This window comes from Pseudonocardia sp. DSM 110487, assembly GCF_019468565.1.
Classification (GTDB): domain Bacteria; phylum Actinomycetota; class Actinomycetes; order Mycobacteriales; family Pseudonocardiaceae; genus Pseudonocardia.
On the sequence record NZ_CP080521.1, the window covers coordinates 200371 to 217064 of the forward strand.

General features: G+C 73.4%; 19 protein-coding genes. 8 read left to right on the plus strand and 11 right to left on the minus strand.

The window, feature by feature from the left end; genetic code table 11:
* Positions 1-23 precede the first annotated feature (23 nt).
* From K1T35_RS00825 to K1T35_RS00840, 4 genes are read right to left on the minus strand one after another with little or no spacing between them, the layout of a single operon-like run.
* A complete protein-coding gene (locus K1T35_RS00825; protein WP_220258285.1) occupies positions 24-620 on the minus strand; it encodes a hypothetical protein in 597 nt (198 codons plus the stop codon).
* A 51-nt stretch (positions 621-671) separates the two neighbouring features.
* A complete protein-coding gene (locus K1T35_RS00830; RefSeq protein ID WP_220258286.1) occupies positions 672-1325 on the minus strand; it encodes an HAD family hydrolase in 654 nt (217 codons plus the stop codon).
* 59 nt (positions 1326-1384) lie between these two features.
* The gene (locus K1T35_RS00835) at positions 1385-1690 is read right to left on the minus strand and encodes a putative quinol monooxygenase (RefSeq protein ID WP_220258287.1); all 306 of its coding nucleotides are present in this window, start codon (positions 1688-1690) and stop codon (positions 1385-1387) included.
* A 54-nt stretch (positions 1691-1744) separates the two neighbouring features.
* Positions 1745-2281: an AAA family ATPase gene (locus K1T35_RS00840; protein ID WP_220258288.1), complete on the minus strand. Its 537-nt coding sequence runs from the start codon at positions 2279-2281 to the stop codon at positions 1745-1747.
* Positions 2282-2401: 120 nt separating this feature from the next.
* On the opposite strand from K1T35_RS00840, the gene K1T35_RS00845 reads away from it, so the two are divergent.
* Positions 2402-3559 (plus strand): MFS transporter, encoded by a 1158-nt coding sequence (locus K1T35_RS00845; RefSeq protein WP_220258289.1) that lies wholly within the window; start codon positions 2402-2404, stop codon positions 3557-3559.
* Positions 3560-3565: 6 nt separating this feature from the next.
* On the opposite strand, the gene K1T35_RS00850 is transcribed toward K1T35_RS00845, so the two are convergent.
* A complete protein-coding gene (locus tag K1T35_RS00850) occupies positions 3566-5068 on the minus strand; it encodes an FAD-dependent oxidoreductase (protein ID WP_220258290.1) in 1503 nt (500 codons plus the stop codon).
* 48 nt (positions 5069-5116) lie between these two features.
* Positions 5117-5347 (minus strand): hypothetical protein, encoded by a 231-nt coding sequence (locus K1T35_RS00855; protein ID WP_255621452.1) that lies wholly within the window; start codon positions 5345-5347, stop codon positions 5117-5119.
* A 117-nt stretch (positions 5348-5464) separates the two neighbouring features.
* On the opposite strand from K1T35_RS00855, the gene K1T35_RS00860 reads away from it, so the two are divergent.
* Positions 5465-6367: an NAD(P)-dependent oxidoreductase gene (locus tag K1T35_RS00860; protein WP_255621453.1), complete on the plus strand. Its 903-nt coding sequence runs from the start codon at positions 5465-5467 to the stop codon at positions 6365-6367.
* Here K1T35_RS00860 and K1T35_RS00865 read toward each other — a convergent pair.
* Positions 6351-7610, minus strand: a complete 1260-nt coding sequence (locus K1T35_RS00865; RefSeq protein ID WP_220258291.1) for a M18 family aminopeptidase — start codon at positions 7608-7610, stop codon at positions 6351-6353. The genes K1T35_RS00860 and K1T35_RS00865 overlap by 17 nt on opposite strands.
* A gap of 20 nt (positions 7611-7630) precedes the next feature.
* Here K1T35_RS00865 and mftG point away from each other — a divergent pair, with 20 nt between their 5' ends.
* Positions 7631-9040 (plus strand): mycofactocin system GMC family oxidoreductase MftG, encoded by a 1410-nt coding sequence (mftG, locus tag K1T35_RS00870; protein WP_255621454.1) that lies wholly within the window; start codon positions 7631-7633, stop codon positions 9038-9040.
* Positions 9041-9085: 45 nt separating this feature from the next.
* Here mftG and K1T35_RS00875 read toward each other — a convergent pair whose 3' ends face one another.
* Positions 9086-9862 carry an arylamine N-acetyltransferase gene (locus K1T35_RS00875; RefSeq protein WP_220258292.1) on the minus strand — a complete coding sequence of 259 codons (777 nt, stop codon included), beginning with the start codon at positions 9860-9862 and terminating at the stop codon, positions 9086-9088.
* A gap of 33 nt (positions 9863-9895) precedes the next feature.
* Positions 9896-10315, minus strand: a complete 420-nt coding sequence (locus K1T35_RS00880; protein WP_220258293.1) for an NUDIX hydrolase — start codon at positions 10313-10315, stop codon at positions 9896-9898.
* A 6-nt stretch (positions 10316-10321) separates the two neighbouring features.
* Between K1T35_RS00880 and K1T35_RS00885 the strand changes: the two genes are divergently transcribed.
* On the plus strand, positions 10322-12355 hold the full coding sequence (locus K1T35_RS00885) for a M3 family metallopeptidase (RefSeq protein WP_220258294.1): 2034 nt from the start codon (positions 10322-10324) through the stop codon (positions 12353-12355).
* Between the two features lies 1 nt (position 12356).
* On the opposite strand, the gene K1T35_RS00890 is transcribed toward K1T35_RS00885, so the two are convergent.
* Positions 12357-12830: a MarR family winged helix-turn-helix transcriptional regulator gene (locus tag K1T35_RS00890; protein WP_220258295.1), complete on the minus strand. Its 474-nt coding sequence runs from the start codon at positions 12828-12830 to the stop codon at positions 12357-12359.
* A gap of 72 nt (positions 12831-12902) precedes the next feature.
* On the opposite strand from K1T35_RS00890, the gene K1T35_RS00895 reads away from it, so the two are divergent.
* Positions 12903-13457 carry a carboxymuconolactone decarboxylase family protein gene (locus K1T35_RS00895; RefSeq protein ID WP_220262304.1) on the plus strand — a complete coding sequence of 185 codons (555 nt, stop codon included), beginning with the start codon at positions 12903-12905 and terminating at the stop codon, positions 13455-13457.
* Here the strand turns inward: K1T35_RS00895 and K1T35_RS00900 are convergent.
* The gene (locus K1T35_RS00900; RefSeq protein WP_255621455.1) at positions 13441-14610 is read right to left on the minus strand and encodes a benzoate/H(+) symporter BenE family transporter; all 1170 of its coding nucleotides are present in this window, start codon (positions 14608-14610) and stop codon (positions 13441-13443) included. The two genes, K1T35_RS00895 and K1T35_RS00900, sit on opposite strands and share 17 nt — an antisense overlap.
* A gap of 52 nt (positions 14611-14662) precedes the next feature.
* Here K1T35_RS00900 and K1T35_RS00905 point away from each other — a divergent pair, with 52 nt between their 5' ends.
* The 3 genes from K1T35_RS00905 to K1T35_RS00915 all read left to right on the plus strand — a co-directional run bounded on the left by K1T35_RS00905 (position 14663) and on the right by K1T35_RS00915 (position 16642).
* Entirely contained in the window at positions 14663-15241 is a 579-nt protein-coding gene (locus K1T35_RS00905) for a helix-turn-helix domain-containing protein (protein WP_255621456.1), read from the plus strand.
* A gap of 102 nt (positions 15242-15343) precedes the next feature.
* Positions 15344-15553, plus strand: a complete 210-nt coding sequence (locus tag K1T35_RS00910; protein WP_220258298.1) for a hypothetical protein — start codon at positions 15344-15346, stop codon at positions 15551-15553.
* Positions 15554-15664: 111 nt separating this feature from the next.
* Complete coding sequence (locus tag K1T35_RS00915) at positions 15665-16642, plus strand: MsnO8 family LLM class oxidoreductase (protein ID WP_220258299.1); 978 nt, start codon at positions 15665-15667, stop codon at positions 16640-16642.
* Positions 16643-16694 lie beyond the last annotated feature (52 nt).

The window sequence follows — 16694 nt, forward strand, 5'->3', positions numbered from 1 at the left end:
GCTCGCTCGGGGCCGTGCGCGCGTTACGACTCCTTCCGGCCGGTGAGGCCGAGGTAGCGCGCACGCCACGAGGCGCCATCGCGGACCGGCACTTCCTCGCGGTAGATCCCGAACGACCGCCACATGTCGGCCGCCGGCGCCGTGCCCTCCCACATCGCCTTCGCCAGCTCCTCGGACACGGGGGACTCCGCTCCGAGGTGCCGGGCGATGTCGTGGGCGGCGAGCGTGCGCGCGACGTTGAGCTGCCAGAAGTAGTCCCATGCCGGGACGTCGCCGTACCCGCAGTGGACGACGGCGTCGCGGTCGGTCACCCGCGCGGCGGCGGCGCGGGCGCGCTCGGCGATGCGGGCGATGTTGCCGTGCGGATCGTCGCCGAGCAGGTCGCCGTCGTAGGTGTCCCGGCCGACCTCGTCCATGGTGCGCCCGGCGAGCATGTCCGGGATCCAGGCCTCGTCGTAGGCGGCGTGCGCGAGCACCTCGCGCAACGGGCGCGGCTGGTCGGCGCCCGGCATGTCGAACAGTGGTGGCAGGACGCTGTCCATGTCCTCGGCCCCGACCAGCGTGAAGGCGTGCACCGCGGCCAGGTCGGCGAGCTGGAACACCGCTGCTTCGTGGATCATTCGTGCTCCTCGGTCGTCGTCGGGCACGACCGTAGGAGCGATGTAGGTCAGTTATCGGCACACATCGTCGAGGTGTTCGTGCAGCTGCGCGGGCGATTCGAAGACCTCGGCGGCTCCGGCCTCGCGCAGTTCGCCGGCGGAGAAGCCGCCGGTGAGCAGCCCGTAGCCGGGTATCCCCAGCCGCGCGCCGGCCCGGAAGTCCCACACCGAGTCACCGACCAGCACCGCGGAACGGCCGCCGACCTTCTCCAGCGCGGCTTGCAGGAGGTCCGGCGCCGGCTTGGTCTGCTCGACGTCGGCCGAGGTGGTCCACGCTTCGGCGAGCTCGGCACCGCCGAACAGGCTCAGGTAGTGGTCGACGTGCTCGGCCTTGCCGGAGCTGGCCAGCACGAGCGTGAAGCCCCGGCGGCGCACGTCGTCCAGCAGCTCACGCACCCCGTCGAAGGGCTGGACCTCGCCGAGCAGCGCGTCGAACTCGTCGGACCAGTCCGCGCGCAGCTGCTCGCCGAGTCGCTCCTCCACGTCATCGCCAGCGACGGCCGGCACCACGTGATCACCGCCCATCCCGATCGCCCGGTGCAGCCGCCAGATCGGAACGGTCAGGTCGTGGCGCCGGAAGGCTCGGAACCAGGCCAGTGCGTGGTGGTAGTTCGTGTCGACCAGCGTGCCGTCGACGTCGAAGATCGCCGTGTCGTAGTCGGCCACCAGACCGGACTACCCGGGCGCGCGCTCCGGAATCGGATCCTAGGAGCGCCCTGAGCAACTCAGGACCCTCCTAGCCCGACCCCTCCCACCACCCGCGTCTCCTGCCGGGTGAACTCGCCGGTGAGCAGCGGCATGGCGGCGGCGATCGCGGCCTTGGTCTCGGGAAGTTCCAGGGACGACGCGTGGTGTTCGGCGCTCTCCCACACCTCGGTGACCCAGATCCGGTCGTCGTCGTCAGGGCACTCGCCCACGACGTAGGACAGGCATCCCGCGGCCGGGAGTCCGTCGATGCTCTTCAACAGGTGCGCGACGACCTCGTCACGCTCGCCGGGCCGCGTCCGCATGCTGGCGATGTAGCCGTACACGAAGGCAGCCTGGCACGGGTCGGCGCGCCTGCATTGGAGATTCCCGACAACGCGTCACGCCACCCTGGACTCGTCGGTTCGGCGCACGATCTCGTCGACGGTCTCGGCCACGGACAGCTCGGAGCTGTCGAGCCACAGCCCCACGCGCGGTGTCTCGGTGCGCAGCGACTGATCGAGCGCCTCCACCGTCCACGGGCCGTATGCCTGCTTGCCTCGCCGCGCCTCCCGCGCCGCCACGGCGTCCGGCCGCGGGGCGAGGACGACCACGTGCAGCGGCCGGGTGCGGATCGTCGCCACCATCCGCGGCAGCTCGTCGCCGAGCACGATGTCCTGGGCCACGACCGTGAAGCCGGCGTCGGCGTACGTGTCGCACGTCCGGGCCGTGAGCAGGTGCCGTAGCCGCAGCTGACGGACCGCTTCGGGGCCTGCGTCCGGCGTCATCTCGGCTCGGCCGCCGACGATCCAGCGGCGGAACTGGTCGCCGTGCACGTGCACGGTCCGACCGGGCAGCCGCTCGGCGAGGGTCTGCGCCACCGTCGACTTGCCCGCCGCCTGGATACCGGTGACGAGGTGCACCGAAGCCGTGATCACGTTCTGGATCGTGCCAGGGAACGGAAATCGCTGGGATCGGATAACCGATGCGGTTAACCTCCCGACGTGCCTGGTTGACGCACTCTCCCGCCTCCCGCCCGCCCGCTCGCCCGTCGCATCGTGGGGTGGGCGCTTGTCAGCGACGTCGTCCCGCTGTACCCCCTGTACGCGCTGCTGTTCACGGCCACGGGGCTGTCCGTCGCGCAGGTCTCAGCGCTGTTCGCGATCTGGTCGGCGGTCGCGGTGCTCACGGAGGTGCCGTCCGGCGCGCTCGCAGACCGGTTCTCCCGGCGTTCGTGCCTGGTGGCGGCGGGGGTCCTGCAGGCCGCCGCGTACGCCACGTGGGTGCTGATGCCCGGCTTCGCCGGGTTCGCGCTCGGCTTCGTGCTCTGGGGGTTCGGCGGATCGCTTGTCTCTGGTGCGAAGGAGGCACTGCTCTACGACGGACTGGCCGCGGCCGGGGCGAAGGAGCACTACGCGCGTGTCGCGGGCTGGGTCGCCGCGATGGAGTTGGTGGCCCAGCTGCCGGCGGCGCTCGCGGCCACGTGGCTCTTCGTCGTCGGCGGGTTCCCGATGGCCGGGTGGGTGAGCGTGGGCACGTGCCTCGCCGCCGCCTGCGTCGCCGCGACCCTGCCGGAACCGTCCCGCCACGACGACGGTGACGGCACCCGCTACCTGGCGACGCTGCGCTCCGGCGTCAGGGACGCGACTCGTAGCCCCGGCGTCTGGCCCGTATTGCTGGCCGCCGCCGTCCTCGCTGCCTACGACGGCGTCGAGGAGTACTTCCCGCTCCTGCTGGCGGGATGGGGCATTCCCACCGCGGCCGTCCCGCTCGCCGCCGTCCCGATCGTGCTCGGCGGGACGGCGGGTGCCGCGCTCGGGGGAGCGGCCGCCCGGCTGCCCGCGTGGGCACTGGCGGTGATCCTCGGGACGGCGATGGTGCTCCTCGGGGTCGCGGCCGGCGTGATCGCCGTCGCCGCGTTCTACGGCGGCTATCGGGCGGTGCTCGTGGTCCTCGACGCGCGGCTGCAGGAGCGGATCGCGAGTGCCACGCGCGCCACCGTGACCTCCGTGGCCGGGCTGGGCACGGAGCTGGCGACGTTCGCGGTGTACGCGGCATGGGCGGCGGGCGGAGCGCCGCTGCTCGCCGCGGGAGGCCTGCTGATCGCGGCGGCGCTGCCGGTGCTGCTGCGGAGACGGGTGGCGGGTAGCGGCGCCCCCGGTATGGCCGCCACCCGCCGGACCGAGGAGGGCGCTCGCCCGCCGGGAGATTCGTGATGCGTGTCACTCACCCGGCGGGATCCGCCCGGGCAGCGGCCGCACGGCAGGCCCTTCCAGCACCTCGCCGTCGACGTCGAACCGCGAGCCGTGGCACGGGCAGTCCCAGCTGTTCTCGGCGGCGTTGAAGCGAACGAGGCAGCCAAGGTGCGTGCACCGCATCGAGACGGCGTGCAGGCCACCGTCCGGGTCGCGGTACACCCCGGTGCGCTCGATGCCCGAGCGCACCACACCCGCCGAGCCCGGCGCGAGCTCCTCGGCGGAGGAGATCCGTCCCGGCATCAGCCGGTCGCCGACAAGGTCGGCTCCCACCTTCGCGTTCAGGCGCGCGAGCCGCGGCAACGCGCGCAGGGAGACACGGTGCGGGCTGAACACGTCCGTGCCCTTGCCCCCGCCGATCTGCTCGGACAGGATCGCCGCTGCCATCGTGCCGCCGGAGAGCCCCCACTTCGAGAAGCCGGATGCCACATACATCCGTGAGTTGCCAGGGGTGTAGGTCCCGATCATCGGGGTGTGGTCGTATGGCGTCGGGTCCTGGGCCGACCAGCGGTGCGTCACCTGTTCCACGTCCCAGTGCTCGCGCAGGTGCTCCTCGACCGCGTCGTAGCAGGACCGGTCGACACCGCGCGCCCCCGTCGGGTGGCCGCTCCCGAGCACGATCATCAGGTCGCCTGCCGACCGGTAGGACCACGTCCGCGGGCCGACCGTGATCGACATTCCCTTGACGGGCTCGCCGCGCACGCGCGCGGCCACGCAGTACGAGCGGCTCGCCTCCATCCGGGCGAAGTACAGCCCCCGATCCCAGACCGGGTAGTGCGTCGCGACGACAACCCGGTCGCCGGTCAGCGGGCCGCGCGTGGTCTCGATCCGCACCGGGCTGCCCTCCGCGACGCTCAGCGCGCGGGTGTTCTCGAACACCCGGCAGCCGTCGCCGTCGACGGCGGCGGCGAGCCCCGCCACGTACTGCACCGGGTGGAAGGCCACCTGGTCGCGCAGCCGGGCCGCCCCGGCCACCGGGTAGGGCAGGTCGACCGACGCGGTCATCTCGACCGGAAGTCCCGCCCGCTGGGCCGCCTCGAACTCGCGCTCGACGTCGGAGAGTTCCGCGTCCCGCACGGCCACGGTGAACGCGTCACGGCGCCGCAGGTCGCAGTCGATGCCCTCGTCCGCGGCGAGCTCGGCCACCAGTTCGACGGCGGCGAGGCTGCGCGCGGCGTACTCGTCGGCGACCTCCGAGCCGCGGGTGCTCGCGATCGATGTCAGCACGGTGGACTGGAGGGCGGTCACCTTGGCGGTGTTGTTGCCGCTGACCCCGGCGCCGACCCGCCCGGCCTCCACGACGGCCACCCGGGCACCGCGCCGCTTGAGCAGCAGCGCTGTGGTCAGGCCGGTGATCCCGCCGCCGAGCACGAGGACGTCGAAGGTGCGCTCGCCGGACGGGGGTGGGTAGGCCGTGCTCGGCAGCGCGGCGAGCCACAGCGACTGCGCGGCGGTCGTGGTGGATGACACGAGAGCCTCCCGGATGTCGGCTCCCGTCTTTACCCCGTGATCGGGGGGTCAACCAGCGTCGTCGTGGTCCGGGTCGCGCAGCCGGTACTCGCCGCCGTGGCCTGCCACCTCGTGCAGGTCGTAGTGGTGCACGATCTTCGGGCCTTCGTGCAGGTGCACGTAGCGCACGGTGCCGGGGGCCGGGTCGGACGGCTCGCGGGTGTCGACGCGACCGTCGAGCGGGCCGCCGACGAACCAGTACACGTCCGGGCCGTCGGCGAGGGAGTGCTCCGCGCTCACGCGACCTCCTCGGTGGGGTTCCGGGGACATTCGCACCACGGTAAGGCCACTCACGGCACCGTGCGAGATCCGTGCGAGGAGCGTCAGCGCGCGGCGGGACGGTGGGGTCGTCCGGAGATGACGATCGAGAGGAACACCATGTCCCAGCACGACCGCTCGCCCGTCACCGTGATCGGCCTCGGTGCCATGGGCACCCGGATCGCCGAGGTCCTGCTCGCGGGCGGGCACCCGACCACCGTCTGGAACCGCACCCCCGGCCGGGCCGACCCGCTCGTCGCACAGGGTGCGGTCGGATCAGGGGACGTCGCCGAGGCGATCACGGCGAGCCCGCTCGTCATCGTGTGCGTACTCGACTACGCCGCTGCTCGCGAGATCGTCGAACCCGTCGCTGGCGAGCTCGCCGGGCGCACCGTGATCCACTACACCACTGGCACGCCGCGGCAGGCCCGCGAGATGGCCCAGTGGGCGGCCGCGCACGGCATCGAGTACGTCGACAGCGGCATGATGGCGACCCCGCCGATGATCGGAAAGGACGGCGCGCGCTTCCTCTACAGCGGTTCGAAGGACGCGTTCGAGCGCTACCGGTCCGGCCTGGAGCTGCTGGGGACGGCGGAGTACTTCGGCGAGGACGCCGGGCTCGCCTCGCTCTACGACCTCGCGCTCCTGTCGGCGATGTACGGGATGTTCGCGGGCTTCTTCCACGGGGCCGCGCTCGTCGGGAGCGCCGGGGTCCCGGCGGCGGACTTCGCCGGACAGGCCGCGGCATGGGTCACCGCCATGACGGCGGGCCTCCCGTACGACGCCGCGTTCATCGACTCGGGCGACTACACCACAGCCGACGAGCAGACCATCGCGTTCAACAAGTCCGGCTTCGACACGATCGTGCAGGCCAGCAGGGAGGAGGGCGTCGCCGTCGACCTCGTGGCGCCGCTGCAGGCCCTGCTCGCCCACCAGGTCGCGGAGGGCAACGGTGCCGCGAGCTTCGCGCGGGTCTTCGAGGGGATCAGAGCGGGTCGGTGAGGAACGCGGTGGCCGCTGCGGCGAGGTGAGCCGGATCCTGCACCCCGCACAGCTCCCGCGCGGAGTGCATCGAGAGCACCGGGATCCCGACGTCGACGGTGCGGATGCCCAGCCGGGTGGACAGGATCGGCCCGACGGTGCTTCCGCAGGGCATGGTGTTCTTGCTGACGAACACCTGCGTGGGGGTGCCCGAGTCCCGGCACGCGCGGTGCCACGCGGCCGCGCCGGGGGCGTCGGTGGCGTAGCGCTGGTTGGCGTTGACCTTCAGCGCCGGTCCGCCGTTCGGCACCGAGCGGTGGTTCGGGTCGTGGTGGCCGAGGTAGTTCGGGTGCGCGGCGTGGGTGACGTCCACCGAGAGGCAGCGGGACGCGGCGAACGCGGCGCCGCGCGCGTCGAAGCCGCCCGCGAGCCGGGTGAGCACGGTCTCCAGCAGCGGACCGGCGGCCCCGGTCGCGGAGGCGCTGCCGATCTCCTCGTGGTCGAAGCCGACGAACACGGGGATCACCCCAGCCGCGTCGTCGGCCGCGGCGAGCAGGGCGCAGATGCCCGAGTGCACGGACGCGAGGTTGTCCAGCCGCGGGCCCACCAGGAGCTCCTCGTGCTCGCCCAGCCGGGCGGGCGGGGTGAGCTCGTGCACGACGAGGTCGTGGGCGGCCACCTCGGCCGGGTCGATGCCTGCCTCCGCGGCGAGGAACCCGATCAGGTCGCCCTCTGCGGGGGCGCCCAGTCCCCAGACGGGCAGCAGGTGCTCCTGGGGGTCCAGCTTGAGGCCCTGGTTCACCTGGCGGTCCAGGTGTATGGCCAGCTGCGGCACCCGCAGCAGCGGCCTGCGCACGTCGACGAGCACGACGGAGCCGTCGAAGAGGGCGAGGCGGCCCGCGAGACCGAGGTCGCGGTCGAGCCACGAGTTCCACAGCGCGCCGCCGTAGACCTCCACCGCTACTTGCCGCCACCCGGCCGACCCGGTGTCGGGCCGCGGCTTGACCTTGAGGGTGGGCGAGTCGGTGTGCGCGGCGAAGATCCGCATGGGCGTTCCGGGCGGGGCGCCCTCGGGCATGAACCAGGCCAGCAGCGTGCCGTCGCGCACCAGGTAGCGGCCGCCGGGGCCGTCCGCCCAAGGCCCGGCCTCCGGCTGCTCGGTGAAGCCGGCTTCCCCCAGACGGCGCACGCCCTCGGCGACGGTGTGGTACGGGGTGGGCGCCGCGGTGAGGAACGCGGCGAGATCCTGCGCGAGATCGCTCATCACCAGGCATCCTCCCTGATGTGTACGACGTGGTCGTGGTGGGCGCCGGTTCCGCGGGCTGCGCCCTTGCGGGCCGGCTCGCCGAGGACGCTGGGCGTCGGGTGCTGCTGCTCGAGGCAGGGCCGGTGGCGGCGCCGCCGGACTGGCTCGACGGGGCCAGGCCGGGGCACCCACTGAACTGGTCCTACGCGGCCGAGCTGCGGCCCGGCCACACCGTGAGCGTGCCGCGCGGCCGGGTGGTCGGCGGGTCGAGCGCCATCAACGGCGCCAACTGGGTGCGCGCCACCCCCGCCGACGCCGCGGGCTGGCGCGTGCCCGGCTGGTCCTGGCCCGACCTCCTCCCGCACTTCGTCCGGTCCGAGCACGACCTCGACCTCCCGACCGCACCCGGCCACGGCGACCGCGGCCCGGTCCCCGTCCGCCGCCCCGCCGGGCAGTTGCTCCACCCGGTGGCGGAGCGGTTCCTGGCCGCCGCGCAGCGGATCGGCCACGGGCTGGAAGCCGACAAGAACGCGGGCGCCCCGCCGGGGGCCGGGCTGGTGCCGAGCAATGCCGGGGACGGCATGCGCACCTGCGCAGCGAGCGCCTACCTCGTCGGCCACCCGAACCTGACCGTGCGGGCCGATGCCCCCGCGGCCCGGGTGCTGCTCGACGGCGACCGCGCCCGCGGCGTCGCGCTGCTCGACGGCACGGTCGTCGAGGCGGGGGAGGTGGTGCTCGCCGCAGGCGGCGTCGCCACCCCTCACCTGCTGATGCTGTCCGGTATCGGGCCTGCCGACATGCTGCGCGCCGCGGGCGTGCCGGTCGTCCTCGACCTGCCGGTGGGGCAGGGCTTCACCGACCACCCAGCGGTGTTCGTCCCCTTCACCACCAGCGACCCACCCGCCCACCCGCACACGCCGGGCAGCCAGGCCGCGCTCGACTGGGACGCCGGCGCGGATCCAGGAGGCGATGTCGAGGTGCTCGCGTTCGTCCGGCCCTTCACCCCGGCAGGCGAGCTGCACCTGATGTGCATGGTGGCGAGCCCCGACAGCCGCGGGACGATCACCCTCACCGCCCCCGATCCGCGCGTCCGGCCGCGGATCGACTACCGGTACCTGCGCACCGAGCACGACCGCCGCCTCCTCCGCCACGCCATCCGCACCGCCGCCGAGCTGCTGCGGGCCGGCGTCGGCACGCGCGTCGCGCCCGGCGGCGACGTGCTGGGCAACGATCGCGCGCTCGACGGCTGGATCGGCGCCCACCTCACCACGGCCGTGCACATGTCGGGGAGCGCCGCGATCGGGCCGGTCGTCGACCCGCAGCTGCGCGTCCACGGGATCGCCGGGCTCCGGGTTGCCGACACCTCGGTGCTGCCGATCGCTCCCCGGCGCGGCACGGCCGCCACCGCGGTTGCGATAGGGGAGAAGGCCTCACAGCTACTGTCGTGAGTGGATACGCGAGCTATAGCACGCGTATCCGCTCACGACTCCGGCTCAGCAGGTCGCGAGTACGGGCACGCGCTCGGCCCACTGGCGATCCAGCACGATCCCGAAGCGGTCGGCGAGCAGCGCCCACTCCTCGGCGGCGGAGACCTCCCGCTCCGTTCGCACCCCGCGGTCGAGCTCGGCGAAGACGCCGTTCACCAGTGAGATCCGGCCGGTCGGGGTGGCCAGTGCGGCGAGCCGTCGGCCGATGAAGTCCGAGCCGGGGTCGTACTGCTGGTAGCGGTTGCGGTCGGCGAAGTCGGCGAGTTCCCGCGGCTGCGGCGTCCAGGCCCAGCCTCGTTCCCACCGCCCGTCGCCGCGGCGCTCCGTGATCCACCACAGGTCGCCGACGCGGTACACCTGCACCCTGCCGTGCACCCCGGGGCGTCGTGGCACGGGCTCCGTCCACCGCGCCCCGTTGCCGACGTCGACGATCCAGCTGCCGTCGACGGCGTCCACCAGTAGCCGCAGGTGGTCGGCGTCCCGGCCGCGGGTGCCGTCGTCGTCGAGGGAGAACGCCCCGACCATCGTGACCGCGAAGCCCAGCTCCCGCAGCAGCACCCCGAACAGACCGTTCAGCTCGTAGCAGTACCCGCCGCGACGCCGCTGGACGATCTTGCGTTCCAGCGCGGCCGGCTCCAGCGAGATCGCGACCCCGGTGTGGATGTCGTAGTCCTCGAAGGGAACGGACCGCACGTGCGCCCGGTGCAGAGCGGTGAGCGAGGCGCTCGTGGGAGCGGCCGGGCGGGCGGCCCCGATCCGCATGAGGTAGGCGGCGACGTCCATGAAGGCAGCCTCCGACCTGAACCGGGGTTCAGGTCAAGCAGATTTCCCGTCCAGGAGCCCCGCGTCGAGGCAGCGGCCGAGCGGGTCGAACAGCTCGGCCCGGCGATCTCGCAGCTCGGCGGGCGTGAGCCAGGCCAGCGCGGTGGCCTTGTCCAGCTCGCGCAGCTGCGCCTCACCGCCGAGCCGGGTGCAGCCGATGAAGAGCGTGACGTAGTGCCGCCCGATCTCGGGCATCGGGTCGTCCGTGAAACCCAGCCGGACCGTCGGCCGCACGACGAGCCCGGTCTCCTCGAGGGTCTCGCGGACGGCGGTGATCTCGGGCGACTCGCCGAACTCCTGGTGGCCGCCCGGCAACCCCCACGTGCCTGCCCCGTGAGCGCCCGCCCTGCGCAGCACGAGGACCCTCCCGCCGTCGCGCACCACCGCGCCGACCCCGACCTGAACACCCGCCACGGACCTATGCTCGCGCGGGTGACCGGCAACCCGTTCCTCGCCCCCAGCCAGCTGCCGTTCGAGTTCCCGGACTTCGACGCCATCCGCGAGGAGCACTTCCTCCCCGCGTTCGCCGCGGGCATGGCCGAGCAGCGCGCGGAGGTCGAGGCGATCACCGCCGACCCGGGTCCCGCGACGTTCGAGAACACCGTCGTCGCGCTGGAGCGGTCGGGCGCCACCCTGCGGCGCGTGTCGAACGTGTTCTTCACGCTGGTCGGCTCGTGCAGCACGCCCGGGATCCGGGAGATCGAGGCGGAGGTGGCGCCGCGGCTCGCCGCCCACGCCGACGCCATCACGCTCGACCCGGTGCTGTTCGCCCGCATCGAGGCGCTGTTCGGGGCCCGCCACGATCTGGATCTCGACGCCGAGTCGCTGCGGCTCCTCGAGCGGCGCCACCGCGACGCCGTGCGGGCGGGAGCCCGACTCGCGGCCGCCGAGCAGGAGCGGCTCAAGGAGCTGAACGCGGAGCTCTCGGCCCTCGCCACGGAGTTCGGCACGCGGTTGCTCGCCGGGGCGAACGCGGCGGCCGTGCTCGTCGACGACGCCACACAGCTCGACGGCCTGCCCGCCGACGGGGTCTCGGCGGCGGCGCGGGCCGCGGCCGAGCGGGGGCACGAGAGCGGCTACCTGCTCACGCTCGTGCTCCCGACGGGGCAGCCCGCACTCGCCTCGCTCACCGACCGCGGGCTGCGCGAACGGCTGCACACGGCATCCACAGCCCGTGGATCGGGTGGGGATCACGACACGCGCGACATCGTGCTGCGCATGGTCGCGCTGCGTGCGGAACGGGCGACGCTGCTCGGCCACCCGCACCACGCCTCGTGGGTCGTCGAGATCGGCACCGCGGGCACCGTCGAGGCGATCGACGCGATGCTGGGCAAGCTCGCCCCGGTGGCGGTCGCGAACGCGCGAGCGGAGGCGGCGGAGCTGTCCGAGGCGGCAGGCTTCCCGATCGAGGCATGGGACCGCGCCTTCTACGCCGAGCGCGTGCGCCGGGCGCGGTTCGACCTCGACACCGACGCGCTGCGCCCGTACTTCGAGCTGGAGCGCGTCCTGCACGACGGCGTCTTCCACGCCGCGGGCCGGCTGTACGGACTTCGCTTCGCCGAGCGCAACGACCTGCCGCGCTACCACCCGGACGTGCGAGTCTTCGACGTGTTCGACGAGGACGGACAGCTCGGGCTCTTCGTGGCGGACCTCTACGCCCGCGACTCCAAGCGCGGCGGCGCGTGGATGAACTCCTTCGTCACGCAGTCTCACCTGCTGGGCACGAAGCCGGTGGTGCTCAACACGCTGAACATCGCAAAGCCCGCCGACGGCGAGCCCACCCTGCTCACCATCGACAACGTGCGCACCCTGTTCCACGAGTTCGGCCACGCCCTGCACGGCCTCTTCTCCGACGTGCGGTACCCGACCTTCTCCGGAACGTCCGTGCCGCGCGACTTCGTGGAGTTCCCGTCGCAGGTCAACGAGATGTGGCTGGAGGACCCGGAGATCCTCGCGAGCTACGCCCGCCACCACGAGACCGGCGAGCCGCTACCGGCCGAGCTCGTCGAGCGGCTGGCGGCGTCGCGGCGGTTCGGGGAGGGGTTCGCCACCACCGAGTACCTCGCCGCGACGCTGCTCGACCAGGCATGGCACCGGCTGGGCCCGGATGACGAGGTCATCGACGTCGAGCGGTTCGAGGCCGACGCGCTCGCCGCGGCGGGCATCGCCGAGCCAACCGCGCCGCCCCGCTACCGCAGCGCCTACTTCAACCACGCCTTCGGCGGTGGCTACAGCGCGGCCTACTACTCCTACATCTGGAGCGAGGTGCTCGACGCCGACACCGTGGATTGGTTCGCCGAGAACGGTGGCCTGCGCCGGGAGAACGGCGACCGGTTCCGCCGCGAGCTGCTCTCCCGCGGCGGCGCCGTGGACCCGATGGAGGCGTATCGCTCCTTCCGCGGCCGCGACCCGGAGCTGGCCCCGCTCCTGGCCCGCAGGGGCCTGACAGGTTGACTCAGGGGCCGAACCAGCCGGCCACATCCAGACGGATCGCGGTGGGCGGCACGACCGTCCGCAGGTCCGCCTCCAGCGCGCGCACGTGGTCGGTACCCAGCCGCTCGGCCCACTCGGCTCGCAGCTGCTCGAACACGGCGGCCGAGCGGGCGAGCGCGTCGTACCCGCGCGGCGTGAGCCGCACCAGCTTGCGCCGCGCGTCGGCTGCATCCGCGCTCCGCTCCGCGTAGCCCAGCTCCACGAGCCGGTCGACGGTCTTGCCTGCCGCCTGCTTCGAGACGCCGAGGCGTCTGCCCAGCTCGCTCGCGGTGGCCCCGTCGCGGCCGATCGCCTGCATCGCGAAGCCGTAGGCGGGGCGCATGTCGGAATGTCCCTGCCGCGCGAGCTCGGCGTGCAGCCGGTCGATCAGCGTGCGGAAGCCACCGAAGAGCAGCAGCGGGAGCATCCAGCCCGGCTCGTCCTCCCGATCAACCATGGACAGATTCGACAACCTGGTTTACGGTTTGGTCAACCACGTTGTCGAGTCTAGGAGATGCCGATGTCCCAGATGTTCCCCGCCCACACGATCGAGACCGCGCCGCAGGCCGCCCGCCGCACGATGGGCGCCGTCGAGAAGCGGTTCGGGTTCGTGCCGGGCGCCGTGGCCCGGCTCGCCGAGTCGCCCGAGCTGCTCGACGGGTTCCTGCGCCTCAGCGGTATGTTCGAGGCGTCGACCCTCGATCCGACGGCCAGAGAAGTCCTGATCATGACGATCGCCGTCCGCAACGGCTGCCACCTCTGCGTCGCCATGCACACCGGCAAGCTGCGAGGGTTGGATGCCGACGAAGCGCTTGTCGCAGCGTTGCAGGCGGGGGAGCCGCTCGCGGATCCCCGGCTCGAGGCGCTGCGGGCGTTCGTCCTCGAGGTGCTCGCCACCACGGGCGACGTGCCCGACGACTCCGTCCGGTCCCTCCTCGACAACGGCTACACGCTCCGCAACGCGCTGGAGGTGGTGCTCGGGATCGGCGCCTACACGATGTCGACGTTCGCGAACCGGCTCACGAGCGCGCCTCTGGACGAGCCGTTCGCTCGGCATCTCGAACCGGTCAGCGTGGGGAGGTGACCGCATCGGCAGGCGCGCGTCGCCGGTGCAGCAGGCTCACGCCCACCCCCGCCAGCAGTCCCCAGAACGCGGCTCCGATGCCGAGGAACCCGACGCCGGCCGCCGTCACCACGAACGTGGTGGCGGCGGCCTCGCGCCGGTCCGGCGAGGACACCGCCGAGGACAGCGCCCCGGCCAGCGCACCCAGCAGCGCGAGCCCGGCGACCGCCTCGATCAGCACCGGCGGCGACAGCACGAGGAGGGCCGCCGCGAGCCCGGCGCCCAGCCCGAGGACGGCAAGGCCGACCCCGGCGGTCACGGCGGCGACCCAGCGCCGCCGGGGGTCCGGATGGGCGTCCGGTCCGGCGACGAGCGCGGCGCTGATCGCCGCGAGGTTCACCGCGTGCCCGCCGAACGGCGCGGAGACGATCGTCGCCAGGCCGGTGGTGGTCAGGATGGGGCGCATCGGCGCGCTGTAGCCGTATTGGGCGAGCACGGCGGCGCCGGGCAGGTTCTGCGAGGCCATCGTGACGAGGAAGAGCGGGATCCCGACGCCCACGACGGTGGCGAGGTCGAACGTCGGCGTGGTCCACACGAGTGCGGGGGTGATGGCCACGTCACCGAGTCCCGGCCCGGTCAGCGCGATCGCGACGGCCGCGACCACGAGCGCGGCAGGCACCGCCCACGTCCGGGCGAACCGGCCGACGAGTGCCCACACCGCGATCACCGGCGCGGCGAGCACCGGAATCTCCGCGAGCGCCCGCACCGGGGCGATGCAGAGCTCCACGAGTACGCCGGCCAGCATCGCGCTCGCGATCGGCACGGGGATCAGCGCGATCAGCCGCCCGACCGCCGGCACCAGGCCGGCCACCACGACGAGCGCGCCACAGACGAGGAACGCGCCGGCGGCGGCGGGGAAGCCGCCGGGCGGCGGGCCAGTCGAGATCAGGAGTGCCGCACCGGGTGTGGACCAGGCGATGCTGATGGGGATCCGGTGGTGCAGCCCCAGCGCGAGCGTGACCAGGCCGCACGTCAGGCACAGCACCAGCAGGCCGGATGCCGCCTGCCGCTCGTCCGCCCCCGCCGCGCGCAAACCCGTGAGCACCACAGCGAACGCGCTGGAGAAGCCGACCAGCGCCGTCACGATGCCGGCGAGCACGGGTTGCAGCCGCACGTATCCCTCCCATCGTGCGTTCCGTTTACGGAACGATGGGACGATAGCCGACGTGACAGCGGCGAGCGAGGGCCCGGCGGGGGAAGGCACATCACGGCCGGCCCTCCCCGAGGGCGCGGCCGAGGTCGGGTGCCGGGTGCGGGAGCTGCGCGAGCGCCGGGGCATGTCGTTGTCCGAGCTGGCGCGCCGGGCGGCCGTCGGGAAGGCGACGCTGTCCGGGCTGGAGGCCGGCACCCGCAACCCCACCCTCGACACGCTGCAAGCCGTGGCAGCCGCACTCGACCTGCCGTTGACCGCTCTCCTCAGCCCACCGCCCGCCACCCTCCGCGGGGCCGCCGTGCAGATCCAGCTGCTGCGCGTCTTCGACGACGGCCCGGTCACGTACGAGCTCTACCGCATGCGCGTTCCGGCAGGCCTCGCGCAGAGCTCGCCCGCGCACCAGGCCGGTGTCACCGAGCACGTCACGGTGTTCGCGGGCGTGCTCGAGGCCGGTCCCGCGGAAGCCCCGCTGCGCGCCGGCGCCGGCGCGCACCTCGAGTGGACGGCCGACGCCCCGCACACCTACGCCGCCCTCGGAACGGACGACGTGCTGGCGAGCCTGCTGATCCGCTACCCCCGCGTCGCCCGCTGAGAGCCGGAACGCGCGACCCTCTCGCCTAGCCGGGCACTACGCTGTACCGATGATCCTCTGAGAGCAACCCCGTCCCCATCCCGACCACCTCGGAGGTTCTCCGTGTCCCAGCCAGTACCGCCCAACCCCGAGCAGCCCGAGTCGGTTGCGGAGCCGGAACCCGCCACCGACCCGGACGAGGAGGCCGCTCCGCTCAACCGGGCCGAGCGCCGGGCCAAGGCGAAGAAGGGCGATCCGACGCACGTCGGCCCGCGCGACGACCTGGCCCGCCAGACCCGCGGCGGCCGCCCGCACACGAAACGCCGCCACTGACCCACTCACTTCCGCGAGTCGCGGGCTGGGTGCGCGTGAGTCGCGGTTTCAGTGCGCCGCCAGCCGACCAGCTCTGGAATGGCAGGCGGGGTCGGCGTGTTGGGCGAAGCGATGGATCCGCAGGTCGAGCTCTCGTTGCTGGACCGCTCGCGCACCCGCGCGGGCGAGCCGGACGTCGCTGCCCTCCGGCACACGGTCGAGCGGGCGCGGCGTGCCGAGCGGCTCGGGTACCACCGGTTCTGGGTGGCCGAGCACCACGCCGTGCCCGGTATCGCGAGCGGCAGCCCGCCGGTGCTGATGGCGGCCGTTGCCGCCCGCACCGACCGCATCCGGGTCGGGTCCGGCGGTGTGATGCTGCCCAACCACCAGCCCCTGGTCGTCGCCGAGCAGTTCGCGGTACTCGAGGCGCTGTTCCCCGGGCGGATCGACCTCGGCGTCGGCCGTTCGCTCGGCTTCACCGCTCCGGTGCGCACGGCGCTGCGCCGTGCGGCCGACGCGCCGGACACCTTCGAGGCCGATCTCGACGAGCTGCGCTCCTACCTCGACGGCCGGGGCCCGGTCACGGCCCGCCCACGCCTCGAGCGTCCGGTTCCGGTGTTCGTGCTGGCCACTGGGCGGGGCCTCGCCATCGCGGGCGACGCGGGGTTGCCGGTCGTGCTCGGTGGTCCCGTGCTGGACAGCGCCGACGTCGGGGAGGCACTGGACGACTACCGCGGGCGCGCCATGGCCGCAGGCGGCCGGCCGTACGTCGTGGTCTCGCTCGACGTGCTGATCGCCGACTCGGTCGCCGCGGCCCGTGAGCTGGCCCTACCCGAGGCGTGGGCGCTGGCCGCGGCCCGCACCACCGGGCAGTTCCCGGCGCTGGAGCCGGTCGACCCCGATCGGGTGTTGTCCGCCCGGCAACGCACGGTCATGGAGGACGCCGTCGGCCGAACGGTGCACGGCGACGAGGCCACGGTCGCCGCCGAGCTCGGCGAGCTGTTCCACCGCACCGGGGCCGACGAGCTGCTCGCGTCCACCTCGACGTTCGACCTCGACGCCCTGAGCGAGTCCGACACGCGGCTCGCCCGGCTGCTGACGTCCCGGTGAACGTCCCGCCCCGCCCGGTGGGGAGCGCCGGGCGGGACGGGGTATGGGCAGT